Genomic DNA, 22,577 nt, shown 5'->3' with positions numbered 1-22,577 from the left:
AATGCCGCGCTTGTGCTACACCTATGTTATTCGCGCTGAAAGTGCTGGCCTTTCTGGTCGGCTTGTTCCTGGTAGTTAGTACGGTACTGGCAGCTGTTCGCTCGTTTGTGTTGCCGCGCAACGAATCCGTGCTGCTCAACAACTGGATTTTTACAGGCATCCGGAGTGCTTTCACGGCTATGGCCTCCCTGGGCCGCACCTACGGGCAGCGCGACCGGATAATGGCGCTGTACGCGCCCGTGGGGCTGGTGGCTCTGCCCATTGCCTGGCTCGGGGTAGTGAGCTTCGGATACACCGCTATTTTTTGGGCCCTGGGCGAAGGCAACCTGGACCGCTGCTACCGCATCAGCAACAGCTCCTTGCTCACGCTGGGGTCCGAGGAGCCCAGTGAGGGCGTGGTGGCTACCGTCATGTCGTACTCCGAGGCAACGCTGGGGTTGCTGCTCCTGACGCTGCTGATTTCCTACCTCCCTACCATCTACCAGGCCTACTCCCGCCGCGAGCTGGTTATTGCCCGCCTGGATCTGCGCACCGGTACTTCCAGCTCCACGGTGGGATTGATCCGGTGGGTGCACCAAACGGGCTCTATTCCTGATGAGAAAGAGCAGTGGCAGCAGTGGGAGGAGTGGTTCGTGGAAATTGAGGAAAGCCATACTTCCCTGCCCATTCTTTCCTTTTTCCGCTCGCCGCAGCCGGGCCGCTCCTGGATTATGGCCTCCGACATTATTCTGGAAACGGCCGCCCTGCTGCTAAGTGTAGTAGATGCCCCGCGCAACCCCCACATGCTACTGTGCTTTAAGGCGGGCACCCTGGCCATCAACCGGGTGTCGCGCTTCTTTAAGTTTGAAGCCAACACGGAAGAACCCGAGCCGCCCGGTGATGAGGAGCCCGTAGAGGACCCGCAGTACCAGGATTTCCAGAAGGCCTGCCAGGAGCTGCAGGAAGCTGGCGTTCCGCTACAAGCCGATCAGCAGGCTGCCTGGCGGAAGTACCAGAAGCTGCGCCGGGAGTACATCGGGGCCATTCATTACCTGGCTAACCTGACCATGGCCCCACAGATCAAGCCCATGTAGCCGGAGCCAGAGCAAGGCAACACTCCTCTTAGCCTACCTGGCACGGTCAGGTTCATTGGGTGGCTGCCTTGCTGACTACCGCCCAGACGCTCTTTCGTGGCGAGGCTATCTGGTATATTCTCAAATAGTCAATTAAGAATTAGTATAGTACCAAAATCCATTAAGTTATGTGCAGCTACCGGGCAGAGGGGTTTGAAAAGTCCTTTTTCTCAGTTTAGAATATATAATTATTTTAATTTATTGTTGCTTTATTTTTATCAATAATTATCAACCTTTCGTCTGATGGTGCGTTAAGGCCCCCATTACTGTCCTGATTGACGGTTTTCTCTTGGGCTTCTTATCTGTCATTATCATGGTTACTACCTGTACTTCCCAAAATGATTCAACTCTGGTCCGTTGGCTCGGTACCTTACTGCTACTGCTGCTGACTAGCTCCACGGCCTGGGCGGGCTCGGGCTTCTTCAAAAATTTTGTGGTGCTCAATAACGGCCGCGGCAACCTGTATTACGATACGGAGCTGCAGAATACGGGCAACCCTGATTTTCAGGGCGCCAACCTGGGCTCGTTTGACCGCAATAGCGGCCAGCTGCTCCTGAATGGAGCCGAGGCTAACACCTTCGAAAATAACGGCGACGACGTGCAGGCAACGCGCATGTATTACCGGCTTTACCGCCAGGGCGGCGCCCCGGGGGGCTTTCAGTCCATTGAGCTGGAATTTCGGGGGCGGCAAAGCAACGGCGACGAGAAATGGGACGTGCTAACGGCCAACCTCGATTTGCTGGCGCGCACCAACGGCAATGGCACCTATGTACTGGAAGTGTATTTTGAAGGTAGTGGGGTGAATGGCGGCAACGGCTACAACGTGTACGACAGCCGGAGCAGCCAGAACTACCGCGCTACCTTTGCCGTAACCGGCGCCACCCCCGTTTCCACTACCTGGACTGGGGCCGTAAGCGCCGAGTGGTTCAACAACAGCAACTGGACCAACGGCGTGCCTACCGCTGATACCGATGCCCTGATTCCGGTAGGCCCGGTAAACTTTCCCACTATTCTGAGCGGCGTAGCGGTGGTGCGCAACCTCACCGTAGCCGGCACCGACCCCACCAGCCGGGCCGTGCTGCGCCTGGAAGGCGGTGAGTTGCGAGTATTTGGCAATTTCGCCAACCCGGCCTCGGGCTACGAGCAGGGGGGTGGGGTATTTGTCCTGGCTCGTAGCGGCGACCAGCAGCTGGATGGCGACGTATTCTTTGATATGCGGGTTGAAGGCGGCGGGGTTAAAACGCTTACGAACCAAGCCAGCATCATCGGTACGCTCACCTTCACGAACGGCATTCTGCAGACGGCCGTCAACAACCCCAGCGTGTTCAACCTGACGCTGCTGGGAGCTACGGCCAGCATTGTGGGCGAAACCGAAACCAGCTTTGTGCTGGGGGTAGTGCAGGTGCGCCGGACCGTGGGCCTGGCCGTTGCGCAGGATTTTGGCAACATTGGGTTTGAGCTGACCACCTTCGGCCAAGCCGCGGGCCAGACGCTGGTAGTACGCCTGACGGGCCTTACCTACTCCGGCGCGGGTACCAGCCGCAGCGTGCAGCGCCAGTTTAACCTAGTGCCCGATAACAACACCAACCTGAACGCTACCCTGGTTTTCCGCTACCTCGACCGGGAGCTGAACGCTATTCCGGAAAATGATCTGGTTCTGTTCCAATCGGCTAACAGCGGCCAAAGCTGGGGGCTGATAGGCAAAGACTCCCAGCAAACCACGACCAACACTGTAACCAAATCGGGGGTTGATCGGCTGACCTTTCTTACGTTAGGCGACCAGAACAACCCGCTGCCCGTGACCCTGACCGATTTTGTAGCCACGCGCGTCGGCGCCGATGCCTTGTTGCGCTGGGCTACCTCGCAGGAGCTGAACAGCGCCGGCTTCGAGGTGCAGGTTTCCACCGATGGCCGCACGTTCCGCTCGTTGGGTACGGTAGCCAGCCCTTCGCCTACCAGCCAGCTGGCCCGCACCTACGAGTTTGTGGATCGTGAAACGGCCAAATTCGGCCTGCGCTACTATCGGCTGCGCCAGGTGGACCTCGACGGCAAAGCCACCTTGTTTGGTCCGCAGGTTGTTTCGTTTGGCTCAGTAGCTACTGCGGCGGCTTACCCTAACCCGTTTAACAGCTCCCTGCGCATCCTGCTGCAGCCAACGCGTGGCGGCCAGCTTACGGCCCGCCTACTCGATATGCAGGGCCGGGAAGTGTTTCGTCGGACGGCGCTGGTAGAGCCCACGGCCCAGGAGCTTCCCCTCGACGCGCTGGATAGACTGCCCCAGGGGACCTACCTGCTGCACCTCAACCTGCCCGACGGCCAGCAGATCCGGGAAAAGCTGGTGAAGCAATAAGCCCCCAGTACCCCGCTGTCTTTCAGTTGAAAAGCCCTTGCTACTAATGTGGCAAGGGCTTTTCAACTGAAAGCAGTATATGGCCCAGGTGGGTAGCCCGTGGGCTGCCCCTTTTAGCAAGCTTCTGGTACAGGCTTACTGATCCAGCTCGTCGGGTAGAATCTGCACATCCTGCACCAGCACCATCTTCTCAATTTCCCTACCCCTGGTGGTATTGGCCAAGCCGCCCAGGGCCGTTTCCTTGTAGCGGGTTTCCATGCTCTGGCCGACTTCGCCAAGGGCCGCCACGCACTGATCCACCGGAATCACCGGATCGACGCCGGCAATGGCAATCTGGGCCGAGCTGAAGGCAATGGCCGCCGCCGAAGCGTTACGCACCACGCAGGGCACCTCCACCAGCCCCGCCACCGGGTCGCAGACCAGCCCCAGCATGCACTGAATGGTAATGGCAACGGCCGCAAAGGTTTCCTCCACCGAGCCGCCCAGGCAGTACACAATAGCTCCGCTGCCCATGGCCGCGGCCGAGCCAGTTTCGGCCTGACAGCCGCCCACGGCCCCGGCCAGGGAAGCGTTCTGCTCAATGATGAGGGCAATGCCCGCCGCCACCAGCAGCCCTTCCAGAATGGCCCGGTCCTCCAGCTTGTGTAAGTCCTGGAGGGTAACCAGCACACCCGGCAGAATACCGGAGGCGCCGGCCGTAGGTGCCGCCACCACCCGGCCCATGCACGAGTTTACTTCTTTGGCCCCCAGCGCCCGCGTAACCAGCTTCTTGAACTCCGGCGAAAGCACCGTAACCGGTGAGGCAGCAATCTTCTTGGCCCCATTATTCACCATGCCCGAGCGCGAGGTCATGTTCTGGGTAAGGCCCGTGTGCACGGCGTCGCGCATCACATCATAAGCCCGCTGCAGGCCCGCCCATATTTCTTCCTCCGAGCGGCCTTTCTGCTCGATTTCGTAGGCCAGAACGGGTTGATAGAGCGGCTCGCCGGTGGAGGCACAATGGGCTTGCCAGCTGGCAAAATCAGTGAAGAGCAACGACATAGGTGGGGTGGGTAGTATAGTAGGGTGGAATAACAAACTGAAACAACGCCGTAGCGGAAGCAGTTCAGTGAAGCGGGCTGCGAAAATCGGGAGAAAAATGGCAGCGTCAAGCATCCTAATCCCTTTCTGACGGCCCCTGCCAAAATTGCTACCCCTCCTTAACAGGAAAAGCCTCCTTGCCTGTAGCAAAGAGGCTTTTACCAATTAACAGGGGTAGGAACAGAGTAACAAGAAGAACGTCATGCAGAGGCACAGCCGAAGCATGACGTTCCTGCACAATCCCAACGCTACCCCACCTGGGCCGGCTCAGTTACCAGCTTAATGGCGGCCGAGTTGATGCACAGGCGCAGGCCGCTGGGCGGCGGCCCGTCGGGGAAAACGTGGCCCTGGTGGGCGTCGCAGACGTTGCAGAGCACTTCCACGCGGGTCATGCCGTAGCTGGTGTCCTTCTTGTATCGGATGGCGTTTTCCTGCACCGGCTGCGTGAAGCTCGGCCAGCCCGTGCCCGACTCGAACTTCGTGCGCGAATCATAGAGGGGGGTGCCGCAGCACACGCAGGCGTACAGGCCGGCTTCGTGGGCCTCGCAGTACTCGCCCGTAAAGGCGCGCTCGGTGCCGTGCTGGCGGGTAACGTGGTATTGCTCGGGCGTAAGCTGAGCGCGCCACTCGGCATCGGTTTTTTCTACGCGCTTATCGGGAGCCGGACTGCCGTGGTTGGCCAGCCGGATAACATCGTTCCAGGTTTGCATGGGTTGTGAAGGGTTGGATAAAAGGTCGGGTACAGTGAAAACGCAGCAGTCGGGCCAGAAGTTTAACCCAGCCCTACCCCTGCTGCCCGCTTACAACTGCCCGCCCTGGTCCTGCAGGCTCCACTTGCGCCACTGTTGCCGGGCGTAGCGCAGCAATTCCGGCGGAGCTCCCCGAAAATCTTTTTCGTTCTCGTAGCGCCCCGCGTATAGCTCGTAGCCTTCGGGAGCATCCAGCTCGGCTTCGCTGAGGGTATCCACGCAGCACGGATTGGCCGGGGCGCGCTGGGCCAGCGGCACGGAGTCGTACTGCACTATCGTTTGGCCCCGCAGGGCGTATTTTCGGCGGCCGGCGTGCATAATCAGCTTTAAGTTCGAGGGGCTGACGTCGCTGCGGCAGGTGAGCTGATACACCAGCGTGGTTTCGGTTTCGCCGTCGGCGTTCAGGTCCGTGATGGAGGTAGAGCCCGGCAGCGGCCCCAACCACATATCAAAAGCGCAGTTCCGGATGGCATCCTGCATGCGCCAGAGCTCCTGCCAGCGGCCCGCGGCCTGCCGCACGTACTGCCGGGCAAACAGCTCCACGCCCGATTCCTCGTCGGTGTACTCGGTTGTCTTTTCATGGAATGGGCCGCGCCGGGTAATCAGCAGCAGGTTTTCGCCGCGGCTATCCTGCCACTGCCGAGCTTCCAGCAGCTGGCCCGGCGGGAGCAGGGCAGGGTCCGGCAGCTGTTCGGCCCTCAACGTGCGGACGCGGATTGCAGCGGCGGGGGCCACCTGAACGGCCGGGGCTGTGCTGGCGGCCGGGGTTTGTGGTGGGGTTTCGGAACAGGCTCCTACCCCCAGCAGGAGCACAAACCCCCAAGAAAATTTTTGCATTATCGTCCTGGTTAACCGCATCGCAAGTATAGGCAAGCTATGAAAATCCTGACTGCCGCCCAGACCTCCCAAGCCGATCAGGCCACTATGCAGGCCCAGGGCATTCGCTCCGACGAGCTCATGGAACGAGCCGCCGCCGCTTTTTGCGAGTGGCTGCTGGCTCGCCTCGCCGCCGATCCGGCCCGCCCGCTGCACATCTTCTGCGGCCCCGGCAACAATGGCGGCGACGGGCTGGCCATTGCCCGGCGGCTGTACCAGGAGGGTTTTCGGGCCCGGGTGTGGCTGCTGCCGGCCAGCAAATATTCCGCTGATTTTCAGCTGAACCGCCAGCGCCTGCCCCCGGAGCTGGTTTGCCAGGCGCTGAACCCGAAACGGCTGCCCACGCTTGCGCCCAATGCGTTGGTGCTGGATGCACTATTTGGTACAGGTTTGAGCCGGCCTCTGTCCGGCACCGCCGCCGATGTGGTGCAGCACCTGAACAGCTCCGGCGCCTGCGTGGTGGCGGTGGATATTCCGTCCGGCTTGTTTGCCAACTCCCCGCAGCCTCCCGACAGTGCTGTTACCAGGGCGCGCTACACCGTTAGCTTTGAGTTGCCCAAACTGGCCTTTTTGCTTCCCCAGAATGCTGGCTGGGTAGGCGAATGGCTGGTCCTACCCATTGGCCTCGACCCAACCTTTATCCACAATTTGCCTGTGGATAACTTTTTCGTGGATGCAGATTTCCTCGCCGGCCGCCTGCCCGCCCGGAGCAAGTTCAGCCACAAAGGTACCTTTGGGCACGCGCTGCTGCTAGCCGGCAGCCGCGGCAAGATAGGCGCCGCAGTACTGGCCTCGAAAGCCTGCCTGCGCGCCGGAGTCGGCCTGCTGACGGTTGGGGTGCCGGCCGTGGGCTACGGTATTGTGCAGACAGCAGTACCCGAAGCCATGGCCCTGACGGACCCGGCCACGGACTTTGTAACCGAACTGCCCGACCTGAAGCCCTACGCGGCCGTGGGTATCGGGCCGGGGCTGGGCCAGGAAGACGCCACGCGGGAAGTGCTGCGCCAGCTGCTGCGCAAGGCCACCGTGCCGCTGGTGCTGGATGCCGACGCGCTGAACCTGCTGGGGACCAACCCGGACCTGCTCGGTCTGTTACCCCCCGATTCGCTGCTAACCCCGCACCCCAAGGAGTTTGAGCGGCTGGTAGGCCAGCCCGCCCGCGACGATTACCACCGGCTGGAGCAGTTGCGCGCATTTGCCCAACAATACCGCTGCTACTGCGTGCTGAAAGGTGCGTACACGGCCTTGGCTACCCCCGATGGAACGCTCTACTTCAACAGCACCGGCAACCCGGGCATGGCCACTGGCGGTAGTGGCGATGTGCTAACGGGCGTACTGCTGGCTTTGCGGGCTGACAAGCGTCTTTCGCCCCTCGATGCAGCCCTGCTGGGCCTCTATGCGCACGGCCGCGCCGGCGACCTGGCCGCCCGGGAAACCGGGCAGGCGGGCCTCGTGGCCGGCGACTTAGCAGACTTTATTGGCCGGGCTTTGCAGGAGCTTACGGCTTCCACTCCCCTGCTATGAACAGCTGAAGGGCGCCTGGTTCACTCTCACCGAAACACGGCTTCCGTGCTTACGGTCTGGCCGTTGGTGGCCCACCACACGGCCAGAAACTGCACCAGCAGCACGCCATCGGTGAGCAGAGCAAAGTAGTAGTCGGGCCTCGATTCTTCGGCAAACCAGACAACCAAGGCCGCTACCAGCAGGGGCAGGCGTAAGGCAGCTTCGTGGCCGGCCGGGGCACCGGGCGGCACCAGCCCCGCCGCCACCAATAGCGCGCCCAGGGCCACATATTTGGTGGTCTGAATCCCGAATACGCCCGGAAATGTGCGGGTTCCGGTCAGGCGGTCTTTGGTGTAGTCCCGGATGTCGAAGACGAAAGCCAGGGCCAGAACAAACAAAAAGCGGCGCAGAAACAGCACCAGCACGACCGGCTCCCCTACCCCTCGCCCCAGGTACAAGGCCGGAATCCAGACGGTTACGGCCGCCCAAACGTAGCCAATCAGGAATACCTTTAGCAGGGGCAAGTCGCGCAGGGCCCACCAGCGGCCGCCCCGCCTGACCAGCGGCATAGAATAAAGCACCGATATAGCCCCCAGGTGCCCTAGAAACAGGGTGAGATGCAACCGGGCATCCAGCAGAAACAATACGCCGGCAACAATGCCCGCCACCAGCGCGACGCCTACCAGCAGGCGCCGGTGCTGGCGCATCCATTGTTTCCGTTGGGAGAGCCCGGGTTGCTGGCCCTGCTTGTAAGGCAGCACACTGTCGAGGTTATATAAAAACAGGGTGGCGGAAAAAATCAGGCCGCCCAGCTGCGGCGGAATGTGTACCCGCCAAAACAGAAATGTAGTCCACATCAGGCCCAGAGCCGCCACCGACAGCCAGATGCTGCTGTAGAGCACGGCATCCGTCAGGTGCCGGGCAGCGGCACCCAGCCCGCGGGCAACGGTTGGCAACAAACGGCGTGACGGCATACGGAACCCCTCAGATGCTGCAAGGGCACTGGCCGCCCTTGGCAGGCCCAAGATACAGCATGCCTACCGACCGGTTTCGCTGTGCGCGGTATCCACCGGCTTCGACTCAGGGGAGCCGTGCTGACGCAGAAAGATGGACAGGCCCACCAGGGAGACTATCGACAGAAACTCGCTTTGCCAGTTCTGCAACGACTCAAACCAGAAGCGGCTTGTGGTCAGATACTCCAGCAGGGTTACGGCGGGTTTGCCCTGCTGCACCTGCTCCAGGCTGTACACCTCGGCCCCGCCTTTAGCGTGCAGCCACACCGACCCGAAAAACAACAGGAAAAACGCCAGACTCAGCGAGCGGCGGTAGAGGGCTAGTTGCCAGCCGCCCCGTTTCACCGGGCCGGGAGCATCCGGCTTGGCAGGGTCCGGCTCCTTGTCAACATCTTCTTCCTCGTAAAGCTTTTTCGACTCCGAGGAGCCTCGCTGCCGCAGCCAGATGGTCAGGACCACGTACAGGCCCATCTGCAGAAACTCACTTTCCCAGTTCTCGAAGGTGGCTTCCAGAAAATGGCCCGAGCCAACGTACTGCCCGGCCGTCAGGGGTAGGAGGCCCATTTCCTCCAGGTCGGAGTTGTAGTCGTGCCAGCCCGTGAAAAACTGCCCAACCAGGGTAGCCAGCACCAGCGAGGAGCCCACCAGCAGCAGGCTGTTTTCGTAGAGAAATCGTAGGAACTTGGATTTTGGCGGGTGGTTTGGCATAGGATCCTCATACGCAGAGTAACCCGGAAAAAGATGCTACGCTTGAGCTTCCGCCCGGCCCCTACCCCCGCCGGGCGAGCCATAGAACGCAGCAGCCCCCGGCGCCAAAAGGGCGGCCGGGGGCTGCTGTGGTGTGGATGTGTAGCGGTAGTAGGGTTAGCTCAGGGCTTCTTGTACGTCTACGGCATCTTGGGGGTTGCCTTTCGGGAAGGTTTCATTATAGAGCTTGATGCTTTCCTCGATGATGCGGTAAGCGTCTTCGCGGCCCATGAAACGCTCCACAGTTACCTGTTTGTGCTCCAAGGCTTTGTAATCCTCAAAGAAGCGCTGCATTTCCAGCAGGGTATGCGGGGGCAGGTCTGCAATATCGTTGTAGTGGTTCACCGATACGTCGTTGGCGGCCACGGCAATGATTTTATCGTCCTCCTCGTCCTGGTCAATCATCTGCATCACGCCAATTACCTTGGCTTCCACCAAGCACATGGGCACGATGTCCACGGAGCACAGCACCAGAATATCCAGCGGGTCCTTGTCGTCGCAGTAGGTCTGCGGAATGAAACCGTAAGCGGCCGGGTAGTGCACGGCCGAGAACAGCACGCGGTCCAGTTTCAGCAGGCCGCTGTCTTTGTCCAGCTCGTACTTACCCTTCGAGCCTTTCGGAATTTCGATGATGCCGTTGATAACTTGAGGAGCGTCTTCGCCACGCGCTACGTCGTGCCAGGGGTTAAAATGAGCCATTCGTTGGTTGTTCGTTATTCGTTGGTCGTTTTTGTTAACTAGTTCTGCTTGCCCGCATTTCGCATTTCGCTTCCGGCCTGCCTAACTTCTCTGAGCCAGCAACGAAAACGACTAACGAAAAACGAACAACACCGTTACCAGCCCAGCACTTCCGCCAGGGGCTGCCCGGTGCAACCATCGGGTTCCTGAATATGAAGCCACCGGGCCACGGTGGGCGCAATATCGGTAATCTTTGCCGGAGCTGATGACTTGCCGTGCTTTACGCCCCAGCCCCAGAACACCATCGGAACGTGCGTATCGTAGCGGCCCGAGGAGCCGTGGGTTGTGCCCTTGTTGACGGGGAACTGGTACGACTCCAGCCAGCCCGGTTCCAGCACCACCAGCACGTCGCCGGAGCGCTTAGGATAGTAGCCGTTTTCCAGGTACATCAGCATCCCGCTTTCCCAGTGCGACTTCTGCACGTCCTCGGCAGCCAAAGCGCGGGTAACGCCCGTGAAGCCCAGCATGATACCGGCCACTTCGCGCTGCACCTGGTAGAGGTCCAGCTTTTTCTCGGTTAGCAGCGGGCGGTTCAGGTACACCTGCTGGTTTTCGTAGCTGAGCACCCATTTGCCAGGGCCGTAGAGGCCTACCAGCTTCTGCTGCAGCGAGTCGCGCATGCGGCCCGGGCCGACGGAGCCCGCCGGAATCTTCTTGTCGATCAGGAAATTGGGCGAGTGAGCGGCGCCGTGGTCGGCACTCAGAAACACCAGGGCCTGCTTCTTGCCCACCGTTTTATCGAGGTAGGCAAACAGGCGCGCCAGCTCCTGATCCAGGCGCAGGTAGGTATCTTCGGCCTCAATGGAGTTCGGCCCGAACTGGTGGCCTACGTAGTCGGTGCTGCTGAAGCTCAGGGCCAGGAAATCGGTTTGCCCGCGCTGGCCCAGTTGCTCGGCCCGCATGGCTTCCAGCGCAAAATCCAGGGTCAGGGAATTACCAAATGGAGTAGAGCGGATCAGGTCCAGGTTGCGAAGTGTGCCCCGCGGAGCCTTTTCACCTGCGGCCTGCAGGTTGCCTTTCACGGCGGGGGTAGGCGCCGCGCTCAGGGCCGGCAGGTCGTGCGGGAATACGGGCTTGGCTTCGCCCTTAAACGCACCTTCCCAGGGCACATCGTCGGGCGAGCTTTCGGTGTACTGCGCAATGGGCAGCAACGTATTCCAGGCCTGATCAAGGTACTTGGCGGCCCGATTTTCGGCATTGAACTTCGTTACCCACTCCGGCAGCTGTTGGGTATAGAAGGTGCTGGTAATGAAGGCCCCGTTGTCGCCATCGTACCAATAGGCCGCGTTGGCCGCGTGCCCGGCCGGCAGAACCGAGCCCCGGTCTTTGATGCACACCCCTATCACTTTGCTCTGGAAGTTGGTGGCTAGGCGCAGCTCGTCGGTAATGGTGGTAGTCAGCATGTGGCGCGGCGACTGTTGCCCGGCCGCGGCCGAGCCGCCGACCGGCTGCACGGTTTTGTCTTCGGTCACGTAGGTGCCCTTGCCTTCCTCGCGCACCAGCCAGTTGTTGCCTATAATGCCGTGTACCGAAGGAGTAGTGCCGGTGTAAATACTGGCGTGGCCTGGCCCGGTGTAGGTAGGCACGTAATTGTAATGGGCATTCTCGTAGCTGAAGCCTTCGCCCAGCAACCGGCGGAATCCACCGGAACCGTACTTATTCCAGTAGCGGTACAGATAATCATAGCGCATCTGGTCCACCACAATCCCGACTACCAGCTTGGGCCGGTTGAGGGGTTTCCCAGCTTTCTGGGCGAAGACGGGCACGGCCAGCGTGACGGCCAGCAACAGGCTTAAGCTCTTTTTCTTCAAAACAACAAGATGTGGTGACGCTCCCCGGCGGGCAATGCCAGCTTCGGCGGGCGCAAAGATAACCCGCTCGGACTGGGAATCAGCTCGTCCACAGTCAAAACAGTGCAAGGACCGTAAGCATAGGTGGGCAACGCACCGAGCACACTTTACTGGCCGGTAGTTGACTATTTCCCGTTCCCTTCCCTACCCCCTCGTTATGCCTGCTACCTCCCAGCCCTACGCCCTCATTTTTGATATGGATGGCGTCCTCATCGATAATACGCCCGTGCAGGCCCGCGCCTTCCAGCTCCTGTTTCGCGACCTGGGCCTGACCACCAATGCTCGCCGCCTGCTGGCCCGGCTCAACGGTATGCCGGCCTCCAAAATTCTGCAGACTGTTTTCACCAATTCCGTCTCCGAAAAGAAGCTTAAGCAGTATGCCGATCAGCGGGAGTTTCTTTACCGGGTGCTGTATTGGGATAAGCGCAAAGAAATAGCTGGCCTCAGCCATTTCTTGCAGGAAGCCCGGGCGGCGGGCTTCAAAATGGGCCTCGGCACCGGCTCCGCCGCCGATACCATCGGCTATATCATTGACCATCTGGACCTGCGCCGCTATTTCGATGTGGTGGTGGGCGCCGACGACGTGGAGCGCGGCAAGCCCCACGCCGACACGTACACCACCACGGCCCGGCAACTGGGTGTGCCGCCGGAGCGGTGCGTGGTGTTCGAAGATGCTATTCTAGGCGAACAGGCAGCCTATAAAGCCAACATGCGCTGTATCGCGCTTACCACTACCCTCAAACCCGAGCAGTTTCAGGCTCCGCTGCGGATTATTCGGGATTTCACGGAAATCACGCCCGCACAGATTCTGGAGCTACTGGAGCAGCAGCCTACTACCCCCAAGCCAAGCAAGGAACTGGCGCGACGGCAGTACATGAAACGGTAGGCCCGAACTTATGCCATATAAAAAGGCCCGCCTTCGAAAGAAGGCGGGCCTTTTCTCACTTTGATGGGGTAGGCTTATCGGCCGGCCGCCAGGGCTTCAGCACCACCCACGATTTCGAGAATCTCGGTGGTAATGGCAGCCTGACGCGTCCGGTTGTACGTCAGTTTCAGCTGCTTCAGCAGCTCACCGGCGTTGTCCGTGGCCTTGTCCATGGCCGTCATGCGGGCACCGTGCTCCGAGGCATTGCTTTCCAGCACCGCCTTGTAGAGCTGCACTTTCAACGACTGCGGAATCAGGGTACGCACGATTTCTTCTTTCGAAGGCTCGAAGATGTAGTCCGCGTTGGCCAGCGCCGAGGCACCTACGGGCTGCTCGGCGGGCACCAGGGGCAGCAGCTGCTCGGTGCGCACAATCTGGGTGGCTACGTTCTTGAACTCGTTGTACACCATCACCACTTCATCGTACTGACCAGCCCGGAAGCCATCCATGGCCTGCTCAGCTGCCTCACGCACGGTGTCAAAAGACAGTTTGCCAAACACGTGCTGGTAGTTGCCCAGCAGCGGCAGGCGTTTGCCAAAATACTCGTGCGCCTTTCGGCCGATGGCCAGTACCGTGACGTTGCCAGCGGCTGCCTGGGTAGCGTAGCGCTCTTGCAATACAGCATTCACGCCTTTGAAGATGTTGCTGTTGAAGGCACCAGCCAAGCCACGGTCGGAAGTAATAGCAATGATCAACACGCGGCGCACGTCGCGCACCACACTGTATTCACTTACCACCTCTTCCCCAGCCAGGGCGGTTAGGTTACCCAGAATGCTGTTGAGCCGCTGGGCATAGGGTCGCATGCGCAGGATATTGTCCTGGGCCCGACGCAGCTTAGCCGCCGCCACCATTTTCATGGCTTTGGTGATTTGCTGCGTGCTCTGCACCGACGTAATGCGGCTCCGAACTTCTTTTAAGCTAGCCATTCGTGTGTCAATTAGTAATTAATAATTAAGAATCAGGAATTGCTGCTCAGACGATGATGTCCACTACAGCAACTCCCAATTCTTAATTACTAATTCTTAATTATTAATTACTTAGCTGCGTAAGCGGCCGACAGATCCTTGGCCACCTGGCGGATAGCGCCGGTGGTTTCGTCGTCGAGCTTACCAGCCTTCAGGCCTTTCAGCACCTCGGGGTGACGGGTGTTCATCACCTGAGTAAACTCCTTCTCGAACTCCCGCACCCGGTTTACGGGTACCAAGTCGAGCAGACCGTTGGTAGCGGCGTAGATGATGGCTACCTGATCTTCTACCTTCTGGGGCGAAAACTGGGGCTGCTTCAGGATTTCGAGGTTACGACGGCCACGCTCAATCGTGAGCTTGGTCGAGGCATCGAGGTCCGAGCCGAACTTGGCGAAGGCTTCCAGCTCGCGGAACTGCGCCTGGTCGAGCTTCAGCGTACCAGCTACCTTCTTCATCGACTTGATCTGCGCGTTACCACCCACGCGCGATACCGAGATACCTACGTTAATGGCCGGGCGCACACCCGAGTTGAAGAGGTTGGTTTCGAGGAAGATCTGGCCGTCCGTAATCGAAATTACGTTGGTCGGGATGTAGGCCGAAACGTCACCCGCCTGCGTTTCGATGATGGGCAGAGCCGTCAGCGAACCACCACCTTTCACGAGCGGCTTAATGCTCTCGGGCAGGTCGTTCATGTCCTGCGCAATGGCGTCGGAAGCGTTAATCTTCGCGGCGCGCTCCAGCAGGCGGCTGTGCAGGTAGAATACGTCACCGGGATACGCCTCACGTCCGGGAGGACGACGCAGCAGCAGCGACACTTCGCGGTAAGCCACGGCCTGCTTCGACAAGTCATCGTACACCACCAGAGCCGGACGGCCCGTGTCACGGAAGAACTCGCCGATGGCAGCACCCGTGAAGGGAGCAAAGAACTGCATGGGAGCGGGGTCCGAAGCCGAAGCCGACACCACTACCGTGTAGTCCATGGCCCCGCCTTTGGTCAGGGCGTTTACTACCTGGGCTACGGTCGAAGCTTTCTGGCCTACGGCTACGTAGATGCAGAAAACCGGCTCGCCGCGCTCATAGAATTCGCGCTGGTTCAGGATGGCGTCAAGGGCTACCGTTGACTTACCCGTCTGACGGTCGCCGATGATCAGCTCGCGCTGGCCCCGGCCAATCGGAATCATGGCGTCAATTGCCTTGATACCTGTTTGCATGGGCTCGTTTACCGGCTGGCGATAGATTACACCGGGAGCCTTACGCTCCAGGGGCATATCGTAGGTAGCACCCTGAATGGGGCCCCGGCCGTCGATGGGCTGGCCCAGCGTGTTTACCACGCGGCCGATGATGCCGTCACCAACCTGAATCGAAGCAATTTTATTGGTACGACGTACCGTAGCGCCTTCCCGGATTTCAGAGTAGTCGCCGAGCATTACGGCACCTACGTTGTCTTCTTCCAGGTTCAGCACGAGGGCCTGCAGGCCATTTTCAAATTCGAGCAATTCCCCCGACTGGGCTTTGCCCAGGCCGTAGATGCGGGCTACACCGTCGCCAACCTGCAGAACCGTACCAACCTCTTCGAGTTCGGCTTCGGTTTTGAAGTTGGACAGCTGCTCCCGCAGAATGGCGGATACTTCATCCGGACGTACTTCTGCCATGGTGGGTTATAGTTGGGATTGGTAGGGGTTCTTCGAGAATTCGGTGCGCAGCTTGCGCAACCGGTAGCTAACCGAGTCGTCGATGAGCCGGTCGCCGATGCGCAGCACGAAGCCGCCGATCAGCGAAGGATCTATCTTTTCGGTGAGGGTTACCTGCTGCTGGCCGGTTTGCTGGCGAACCAGTTGAACGACCTGCAGACGGGTAGGAGCATCCAGCGGAGTAGCCGTAGTTACTTCCGCCAGCTGCACACCGCGCAGCTGATTGTACTGGCGCTGAAACTCGCTGCCAATAAACTCCAGGGCGCTTTCGCGGTTTTTCTGCGTGATGATGGTAAAGAACTTGCTGGTCAGCTCCGATACTTTGCCCGAGAACACGGCGTTCAGGATGGCAAGCTTCTTATCGTGCTTCACAATGGGGTTGCGCAGCAATAGGCGCAGCTCACGGTTCTCGTCCAGCACTTTCGTGAACAAGTCCATGTCCTGCTTTACCTGCTCCAGCGTCCCACGCTCCTCGGCCAGATCCAGCAACGACTTCGCGTAGCGGGAGGCAACTCGTAGTTCAGACATTGGTTTGGTATTAGGTAGCTGGTAGTTGGTAGCAGGAGTGACACTCGGTTTGCGGCGTCCTAATACCTACTACTTACTACCTACTACTAATTCAATTTCACTTCTTGCAGATACGAGTCCACGAGTTGCTGCTGGGCGGGCTGGTCGGCCAGCTCCCGGCGCAGGATGCGCTCGGCAATGTCAATGGAGAGCTTGGCAGCAGTGTTTTTTACCTCCGCCAGCGCCGCGTTTTTCTCGTTCTGAATGGCTTCGCGAGCTTGCAGAATCATACGGCTGCCTTCTTCGGTAGCCTTGGTTTTGGCTTGCTCAATCAGCTGGTTGGAAACGTCGGTGGCTTCCTTCAGAATCCGGTCGCGCTCCATGCGGGCATCGGCCAGCAGCTTTTCGTTGCCGGCTTTCAGCTGTTGCATTTCCAGCTTGGCTTGGTCGGCCATGCGCAGGGCACCTTCGATGGAGCTTTCCCGCTCCTTCAGGGAGCTCAGGATGGGCTTCCAGGCAAAGGCACGCAACAGCAGCAGCACGATGCCGAAAATCACCAGCTGCCAGAAAATCAGGCCTAATTCGGGCGTTACAATTTGCATCGTAGAAACTAGTAGGTAGGAAATAAGAGAATCTGATAACCGAGGCAGGAAAGACGGAAGTCCCGCCTGTTACGCGCCTACTGACTGGCACCAGAAAAGCCAAGACAGCCCGCTACGCCGTGCGCTGAAGCGACGCGCGCAGCGGGCTGCTCCTGTACTACCTCTATCCCTAGAGTTTGAACGAAATCAGCAGGCAGACTACTACTGCGAACAGAGCCAGACCTTCGATCAGAGCGGCCACGATCAGCATAGCCGTTTGGATCTTGCCCGAAGCTTCCGGCTGACGGCCGATGGCTTCCATAGCCTGACCACCGATGCGGCCGATACCCAGACCAGCGCCCAGAGCAACCAGACCAGCACCGATAGCGGCACCAAATACAGCCAGACCAGCGGCGTTAGCAATCTGCAACAACAGAGAAAGAAGCATAAAAAAATGGTTTGTGGGGAGTGAAAAACAAAAAAATCAGGGGTGGTAAAAGCTTAGTGAGCGTGGGCGTGGGCCTCATCGGCGCCATTGCCACCACCCATCTGGTAATCCGCATCGTGGTGTTCCTCTACCGCGCCACCGATGTACATGGCCGTCAGCAGGGTGAAGATGTAGGCCTGCAGAATAGCTACCAGCAATTCGAGCATGTTAATGAACAGACCGAAAGCCAGCGTTACGGGGGCTACACCAATGTTGCGGAAGATGAAGATGAGCGAGATAAAGCTCAGAATTACAATGTGGCCGGCCGTGATGTTGGCAAACAAACGCACCATCAGGGAGAAGGGCTTTACAAAGATGCCGATGATTTCTACCGGAATCATGATGGGCAGCAGGGCCTTCGGTACGCCGGGGGTAGCGAAGATGTGGTGCCAGTAGTTCTTGTTGGAGCTGAACAGGGTGATGAGCAGGGTCAGCACAGCCAAGGTCAGCGTCACGGCAATGTTGCCGGTAAGGTTAGCGCCGCCGGGTACCAGACCCAGCAGGTTATTGAACCAGATAAAGAAGAACACCGTCAGCAGGTAAGGCATGTAGCGCTCATACTTCGGGCCGATAGACTTCTTGGCTACCTCGTCGCGAACAAAGACAATAATAGGCTCGAAGAAGGATTGGATACCTTTGGGAGCTCCCGAACCGCGCTTGGCATAGCCCCGCGCCACGGAGGTAAACACGAGCAGCAGCAAGGCTGCGCTCAGCATCAGGGAGGCTACGTTCTTGGTAATTGAGAAGTCGTATACCTTGCTGCCATCCTCTGACACCAGGTGTTCATGCTCCAGCTTCAGGCCGTCGTAGGTTTTGCCCTCGGCCAGCTGTGAGGAAGAGAATACGCTTAGGCCTTTACCGGGCCGGAAGGCAATAACCGGAAGCGGAAGGGTCAGGTGCGTGCCATGCTCTTCATCGCCCAGGGTAGCGAAATGCCACTCATGCGCATCGCCAATGTGATGCAGAATCATCTCGCCTGGGCTGAAGGCCTCCTTATCCGTGGCTTCCTCCTGCGTAGAGGTCGGTTCGTTGGCGTACACCGAGAACGAGAACAGGCACAAGAGAGCTAAAAGTAAGCGCTTCATTCAGAGGGGGTTAGGGACATTTTCACAAAATCTTCATTTTGTGGTTTCACCCGGTTTTGAAAACGGGCGCAAGTTAGTCAGAACGCTCCAGACTTCAAACCCGGTAAAGAGAAAATACAACAGGAAGAAGCTGCCTAAAAACGCCCACTGCCCGTTGCCTTCCCGGCCTCCGCCGGCAAAAAGGTACACCAGCACCAGCGTAAGCGACAAAAGCAGGCGTGCAACCATACTCCCGAAATACGCGACCATAAAGTTTTGTGCGTTGGCTTGCACCAGCTTTGCCGTAATCCAATAGGTCAGCAAGGTGAGCAGGGCAAAAAAGCTGAAGGTGTACACCGTAAACGGATGCACAATGCGCGGGCCGAACTGGGAGTAGAGAGCATAGAGCGCAAACCCGAGTAGCAGGCAGAAGAGCAGATAGGGACGGAGAAAGGGTTTCAAGGCAAGTGAAGGGTAGGATGCGTATGGCTGATGTGACGGGCAAATGCGGGACTTTCAGCGAAGAAGAGCTTGATCTGCGGTCTGGTCGCTCAGGCTGAAGCCGGCTATGCAGTAGCCGCTCTTTAGTGCTCTTTCGTGACGGAGCGGATTACATTATATAGGGCCGCAAACAGGCCCAGCAGCATCAGGCTTAGGGTAAACCAGGGCGTTTTGGTTTGAAAGTGCTTATCGAGCCAATAGCCGGCCCAGGTGCTCAGGCCGATGGTAGCTATCATTTGGGCGGCAATACCGGAGTAGCGGGCCACGGCGCGCATCCGGTCAGAGTTGCCTTCAGAATCAGGGCGCGGCTCTGAGGGAGGGAAAGAAGCAGACATACGGGCGGCAGATGGGGGTAGGAACACAAAGCTACGCGGCACAGCGTTAGGAGTTGAGCCGGCCAGTAGCAGGCATGGCGGGTCCGGGCGGAAACCTGTACTTTTACTCTGCTTGCTACGTTGAGGGAAGCACGGCCGGCCGAACGAATTAGGCTGGCGCCCGTGTTTTCTGTCCGCACTTTCCGCCCTCAGCTTTCCGCTGCTTTGACGACGACAACTTCCCTGTTTCTGCGCAACCTATCTGTTCCGGCCGCCGCTCTTCTGCTGGCGGCTGTGGTGGCTGGCTGTGCCTCCGAGCGGCCATCCTTAGTAGGACATGCCTACGATAACGTGGTGGCCCGCGACAATGCTTATTTCCTGGCCCGCGAGAAAATGAAGGCCACGGAGGCCACGTTATATAAGGCCCGCCTCAACGACTACAACCGCGTCCTACCCCTATTTCCTACTTTGGATGACGCTACGGTTGGCCGGGTTACGGCCGACCTGGAAGACATTATCAAGAAGGCTTCTCTTCCCATCCAGCACCGGCCGGGCTCCGACTGGACCGACGACAGCTACATCTTGGTAGGCAAGGCCCGCTACTACAAAAAGGAGTATGAGGACGCCGCCAAGACGTTTAAGTACGTCAATACCACCAGCAAGGACGCCAATGCCCGGCACGAGGCCCTGATTTGGCTGATGCGCACCTTCCTGGCCACGAAGGAACTGGAAAATGCGGCGGCCGTATCGGATATCCTGGACAAGGAAGAAGGCACGCTGCCCAACGCCCGGGAGCTGTTCCTGACCCGGGCCGAGTTTTATCTGCTAACCGGCGAACAGGACCGGGCCATTGAGAACCTGGAGAAGGCCATTCCCTACATTGAGCCGAAGAATGAACAGTCGCGGACGCGCTACATTCTGGCCCAGCTCTACCAGGCCCAGGGCCAGGACCAGAAGGCGTACGCTCAACTCAACCAGATTCTGAAAAAGAATCCGCCCTACGAGTTGGATTTCTTTAGCAAGCTCATGCTAGGGCAGGTGTCGGACCTGAACCAAACCGACCGGGCGCGGCTGGACAAGTACTTCGCCAAGCTGCTGAAAAACGCCAACAACAAAGAGTACCGCGACAAGATTTACTACGAAATGGCGCGGCTGGAGTATCGCCAGCAGCGCTACCCGGCGGCGCTGGCCTTGCTGGAGAAGTCAGCACGTACGCCTTCCGCCAACCGCACGCAAAAGTCCTACGTCTATTTGCTGAGCGGGCGCATCTACTACGAAAACCTACAGAAGTACCGGCTTGCGGCTGCCTATTACGACAGCACGGTGCAGGCCTTGCCGCGCGAGGCGCCCGAGTACGCTGCCATTTCGGAGCGGGCTGCCGTGCTCAAGGACTTTGCCCAGCAGCTAACAATTATAGAAACTCAGGACAGCCTGCAGACCCTGGCCCGGCTGGATTCGGCTACCTTGCGCACCCGCCTGACCTCCTACGCCCAGGCAGAGCTGGAAGCTCAGCGCCGGGCGGCCGAGCAGCTGGCAGCGCAGCAGGCGCGGCAAGAGCAGCGCGCAGGACAGCAGCTAACGGGCATCAGCACAAGCCGGGATCTGCAGCCCGAGGTAAATACCGATGATTTTCTGGTGGGCAACACCGGCATCAAATGGTACTTCGATAACCCTACCTCCCTGGGAACAGCCCGTAACGATTTTATCCGGCGCTGGGGCGACCGGCCGCTGCAGGACAACTGGCGCACGGTCAGCCAGGCCAGCAGCTCGCCGGTTACTGCCCGGGGAGGCAACGTACCGGTCAGCATTGCCGGTAATGCCAGCACTACCGTAAATGGAGCGGGAGGGCTGGGCGCGGTACCGGCTTCTGCCCCAGACCCAGCGCAACAGGTTCGGGCACTGGTGGAGCAATACCGCCAGAACATTCCGCTGAGCGAGGCGCAACGGCAACAATCGGCCGTCCAGACTGAGGAGGCGCTGTACGCCTTGGGCGGTATATACAACCAGCAGCTGCGGGAGCCGGCGCGGGCTATTGAGACGTATGAAAATCTGCTGACGCGCTACCCACAAGGGCAGCACGCCCCGGAAACGCTGTATATTCTTTACCTGCTGCATAAAGAGCAGGGCAATGCCGAAAAGACCGAAGGCTACGCCCAGCGCCTACGCCAAGGCTACCCCAACTCTTCCTACGCGAAGCTGGTAGCTGATCCGGAGTACCTGCGGCGCACCTCCGTAGCCAATGCCAAGGTGGCCGTGCTGGTTGATTCTGCCTTTGCCTTCTACAAAAACCAGGATTTTAAGAAATCGGCGGCCGTGCTGGCCCGGGCCCGCCAGCAGTTCCCGGAAAATGACCTCAACGACCGGATTGCGTTTATCAACACGCTGCTTACCATCCGGACCCAGCCCCCGCTCACGGCCAAAGCCGCAGTAGAGAAGTTCTACCAGGACTACCCCGAAAGCCCGCTGGCACCTCAGGCCGCTACCCTGCTCAACACCTACAAGCAGCAGGCAGATGGCCAGATTACCGGGGCCCTGGCTTCTACGGATAAGCCGGTGGTATCTATGTTCCGGCCGGGAGAAGTAGAAAACCGCATGCGTATTTTCTACGGGGAAAACGAGTCACCAGCCGCCCCGGCCCCTCCGAAGCCGGCAGCTACGGCCACTATCCCCACTCCTTCCGCTGCACCAGCCGCTACACCCGCACCAGCCCGCCCGGAGTCCGCTACGGGCAGCATACCGCTCACGTCTGCACCAACCGAGGTGCCGGCTTCCGTAGCCGTTACGCCGTCAGCGCCCGTTCCTGTACCTGCCCCGGTGGTAGATGAGGCCAAAGCAGCGCGCATGGCTGCCGCGCAGGCGCGGGCCCGGGGCAAAAAGGTGGTGGCCGCTCCCAAACCGGTAGCCGCTAACCCGCCGCTGGCGCCCCCTACTGCCACGGGCAACACGCCGGTGGTTACTCCCAACCCTACTGCTCCTACATCCGCTCCTCCTACCCCCGCTCCGGCCCCAAGTAGCACGGCTGCCGTACCAAGTACTCCGGCGGCTACCCCATACAAGGTGAACGTAAACGCGGCCCACGCTGTAGTTTTGCTGCTGCCCCAGGATGCGCCAGCCCTGGCTGACATTGTCACGCAACTGGGGGCATATAACGGGCGCTACTTCAAGTCCAGCAGCTTGCAGGTGCGGCGGCAGGCGCTGGGGGCTACGCAGGAGCTGGTTCTTATTGAGCCGCTGCCCACCGCCAAAATTGCCCAAAGCTATGCTCTTAAGCTGCGCGGTCCTCAGTCGCCGCTCAGCAAGTTGCGGGGCGCGGGTTACCAAACCCTCATCATCAGTATTGATAACTTGCCACTCCTGCTGCAAAGCCAGAACCCTGAGGAATATCAGCGTTTCTATCAGCAGAGCTACTCTAAATAAATGATTGAGCTGCTGGCTGATGCCCTACCCCGTTGGTAGTTGGGTAGAGCATCAGCCAGCAGCTCTAGTACGTTCTCTTGCAATGGCTCAATCTGCCACGAAGTCAA

20 protein-coding genes are annotated in these 22,577 nt (G+C 59.3%); 5 read left to right on the top strand and 15 right to left on the bottom strand.

What is annotated here, in order from left to right; all coding sequences use genetic code 11:
• The first annotated feature begins 23 nt into the window (after positions 1-23).
• A complete protein-coding gene (locus tag GGU46_RS15015; RefSeq protein ID WP_183404389.1) occupies positions 24-1,073 on the top strand; it encodes a hypothetical protein in 1,050 nt (349 codons plus the stop codon).
• 352 nt (positions 1,074-1,425) lie between these two features.
• The gene (locus GGU46_RS15010; RefSeq protein WP_183404388.1) at positions 1,426-3,462 is read left to right on the top strand and encodes a T9SS type A sorting domain-containing protein; all 2,037 of its coding nucleotides are present in this window, start codon (positions 1,426-1,428) and stop codon (positions 3,460-3,462) included.
• A gap of 135 nt (positions 3,463-3,597) precedes the next feature.
• Here GGU46_RS15010 and sdaAA read toward each other — a convergent pair whose 3' ends face one another.
• The 3 genes from sdaAA to GGU46_RS14995 all read right to left on the bottom strand — a co-directional run bounded on the left by sdaAA (position 3,598) and on the right by GGU46_RS14995 (position 6,128).
• Positions 3,598-4,503 (bottom strand): L-serine ammonia-lyase, iron-sulfur-dependent, subunit alpha, encoded by a 906-nt coding sequence (gene sdaAA, locus GGU46_RS15005; RefSeq protein WP_183404387.1) that lies wholly within the window; start codon positions 4,501-4,503, stop codon positions 3,598-3,600.
• A gap of 287 nt (positions 4,504-4,790) precedes the next feature.
• Positions 4,791-5,252, bottom strand: coding sequence for a peptide-methionine (R)-S-oxide reductase MsrB (msrB, locus tag GGU46_RS15000; protein ID WP_183404386.1), 462 nt, complete (start codon positions 5,250-5,252; stop codon positions 4,791-4,793).
• Positions 5,253-5,342: 90 nt separating this feature from the next.
• Positions 5,343-6,128 carry a M949_RS01915 family surface polysaccharide biosynthesis protein gene (locus GGU46_RS14995; protein ID WP_183404385.1) on the bottom strand — a complete coding sequence of 262 codons (786 nt, stop codon included), beginning with the start codon at positions 6,126-6,128 and terminating at the stop codon, positions 5,343-5,345.
• A gap of 39 nt (positions 6,129-6,167) precedes the next feature.
• Between GGU46_RS14995 and GGU46_RS14990 the strand changes: the two genes are divergently transcribed.
• Positions 6,168-7,691: an NAD(P)H-hydrate dehydratase gene (locus GGU46_RS14990; protein ID WP_183404384.1), complete on the top strand. Its 1,524-nt coding sequence runs from the start codon at positions 6,168-6,170 to the stop codon at positions 7,689-7,691.
• A gap of 26 nt (positions 7,692-7,717) precedes the next feature.
• On the opposite strand, the gene GGU46_RS14985 is transcribed toward GGU46_RS14990, so the two are convergent.
• The 4 genes from GGU46_RS14985 to pafA form a co-directional block, all read right to left on the bottom strand.
• Positions 7,718-8,629, bottom strand: coding sequence for a UbiA prenyltransferase family protein (locus GGU46_RS14985; protein WP_183404383.1), 912 nt, complete (start codon positions 8,627-8,629; stop codon positions 7,718-7,720).
• 78 nt (positions 8,630-8,707) lie between these two features.
• A complete protein-coding gene (locus tag GGU46_RS14980; RefSeq protein WP_183404382.1) occupies positions 8,708-9,391 on the bottom strand; it encodes a DUF6766 family protein in 684 nt (227 codons plus the stop codon).
• A 156-nt stretch (positions 9,392-9,547) separates the two neighbouring features.
• Complete coding sequence (locus GGU46_RS14975; RefSeq protein WP_183404381.1) at positions 9,548-10,129, bottom strand: inorganic diphosphatase; 582 nt, start codon at positions 10,127-10,129, stop codon at positions 9,548-9,550.
• 134 nt (positions 10,130-10,263) lie between these two features.
• Positions 10,264-11,979, bottom strand: a complete 1,716-nt coding sequence (gene pafA, locus GGU46_RS14970) for an alkaline phosphatase PafA (protein WP_183404380.1) — start codon at positions 11,977-11,979, stop codon at positions 10,264-10,266.
• Positions 11,980-12,175: 196 nt separating this feature from the next.
• Here pafA and GGU46_RS14965 point away from each other — a divergent pair, with 196 nt between their 5' ends.
• Positions 12,176-12,904 (top strand): HAD family hydrolase, encoded by a 729-nt coding sequence (locus tag GGU46_RS14965; protein ID WP_183404379.1) that lies wholly within the window; start codon positions 12,176-12,178, stop codon positions 12,902-12,904.
• Between the two features lie 74 nt (positions 12,905-12,978).
• On the opposite strand, the gene atpG is transcribed toward GGU46_RS14965, so the two are convergent.
• From atpG to GGU46_RS14925, 8 genes are all read right to left on the bottom strand, one after another.
• Positions 12,979-13,869, bottom strand: coding sequence for an ATP synthase F1 subunit gamma (gene atpG / locus GGU46_RS14960; protein ID WP_183404378.1), 891 nt, complete (start codon positions 13,867-13,869; stop codon positions 12,979-12,981).
• A 107-nt stretch (positions 13,870-13,976) separates the two neighbouring features.
• Entirely contained in the window at positions 13,977-15,560 is a 1,584-nt protein-coding gene (atpA, locus tag GGU46_RS14955) for a F0F1 ATP synthase subunit alpha (RefSeq protein ID WP_183404377.1), read from the bottom strand.
• A gap of 6 nt (positions 15,561-15,566) precedes the next feature.
• A complete protein-coding gene (atpH, locus tag GGU46_RS14950; protein WP_183404376.1) occupies positions 15,567-16,127 on the bottom strand; it encodes an ATP synthase F1 subunit delta in 561 nt (186 codons plus the stop codon).
• Positions 16,128-16,213: 86 nt separating this feature from the next.
• The gene (locus tag GGU46_RS14945; RefSeq protein WP_183404375.1) at positions 16,214-16,708 is read right to left on the bottom strand and encodes a F0F1 ATP synthase subunit B; all 495 of its coding nucleotides are present in this window, start codon (positions 16,706-16,708) and stop codon (positions 16,214-16,216) included.
• A gap of 169 nt (positions 16,709-16,877) precedes the next feature.
• On the bottom strand, positions 16,878-17,135 hold the full coding sequence (atpE, locus tag GGU46_RS14940; RefSeq protein WP_044000749.1) for an ATP synthase F0 subunit C: 258 nt from the start codon (positions 17,133-17,135) through the stop codon (positions 16,878-16,880).
• Between the two features lie 53 nt (positions 17,136-17,188).
• Complete coding sequence (gene atpB / locus GGU46_RS14935; protein WP_183404374.1) at positions 17,189-18,259, bottom strand: F0F1 ATP synthase subunit A; 1,071 nt, start codon at positions 18,257-18,259, stop codon at positions 17,189-17,191.
• Positions 18,260-18,292: 33 nt separating this feature from the next.
• Entirely contained in the window at positions 18,293-18,700 is a 408-nt protein-coding gene (locus tag GGU46_RS14930; protein WP_139924798.1) for a hypothetical protein, read from the bottom strand.
• Positions 18,701-18,822: 122 nt separating this feature from the next.
• The gene (locus tag GGU46_RS14925) at positions 18,823-19,074 is read right to left on the bottom strand and encodes an AtpZ/AtpI family protein (RefSeq protein ID WP_183404373.1); all 252 of its coding nucleotides are present in this window, start codon (positions 19,072-19,074) and stop codon (positions 18,823-18,825) included.
• A 204-nt stretch (positions 19,075-19,278) separates the two neighbouring features.
• Between GGU46_RS14925 and porW the strand changes: the two genes are divergently transcribed.
• Complete coding sequence (gene porW / locus GGU46_RS14920; RefSeq protein ID WP_183404372.1) at positions 19,279-22,470, top strand: type IX secretion system periplasmic lipoprotein PorW/SprE; 3,192 nt, start codon at positions 19,279-19,281, stop codon at positions 22,468-22,470.
• The last annotated feature ends 107 nt before the right edge of the window (positions 22,471-22,577 follow it).

The organism is Hymenobacter latericoloratus (assembly GCF_014199535.1).
Taxonomy (GTDB): domain Bacteria; phylum Bacteroidota; class Bacteroidia; order Cytophagales; family Hymenobacteraceae; genus Hymenobacter; species Hymenobacter latericoloratus.
This window is presented reverse-complemented; position numbering and strand designations above follow the sequence as displayed.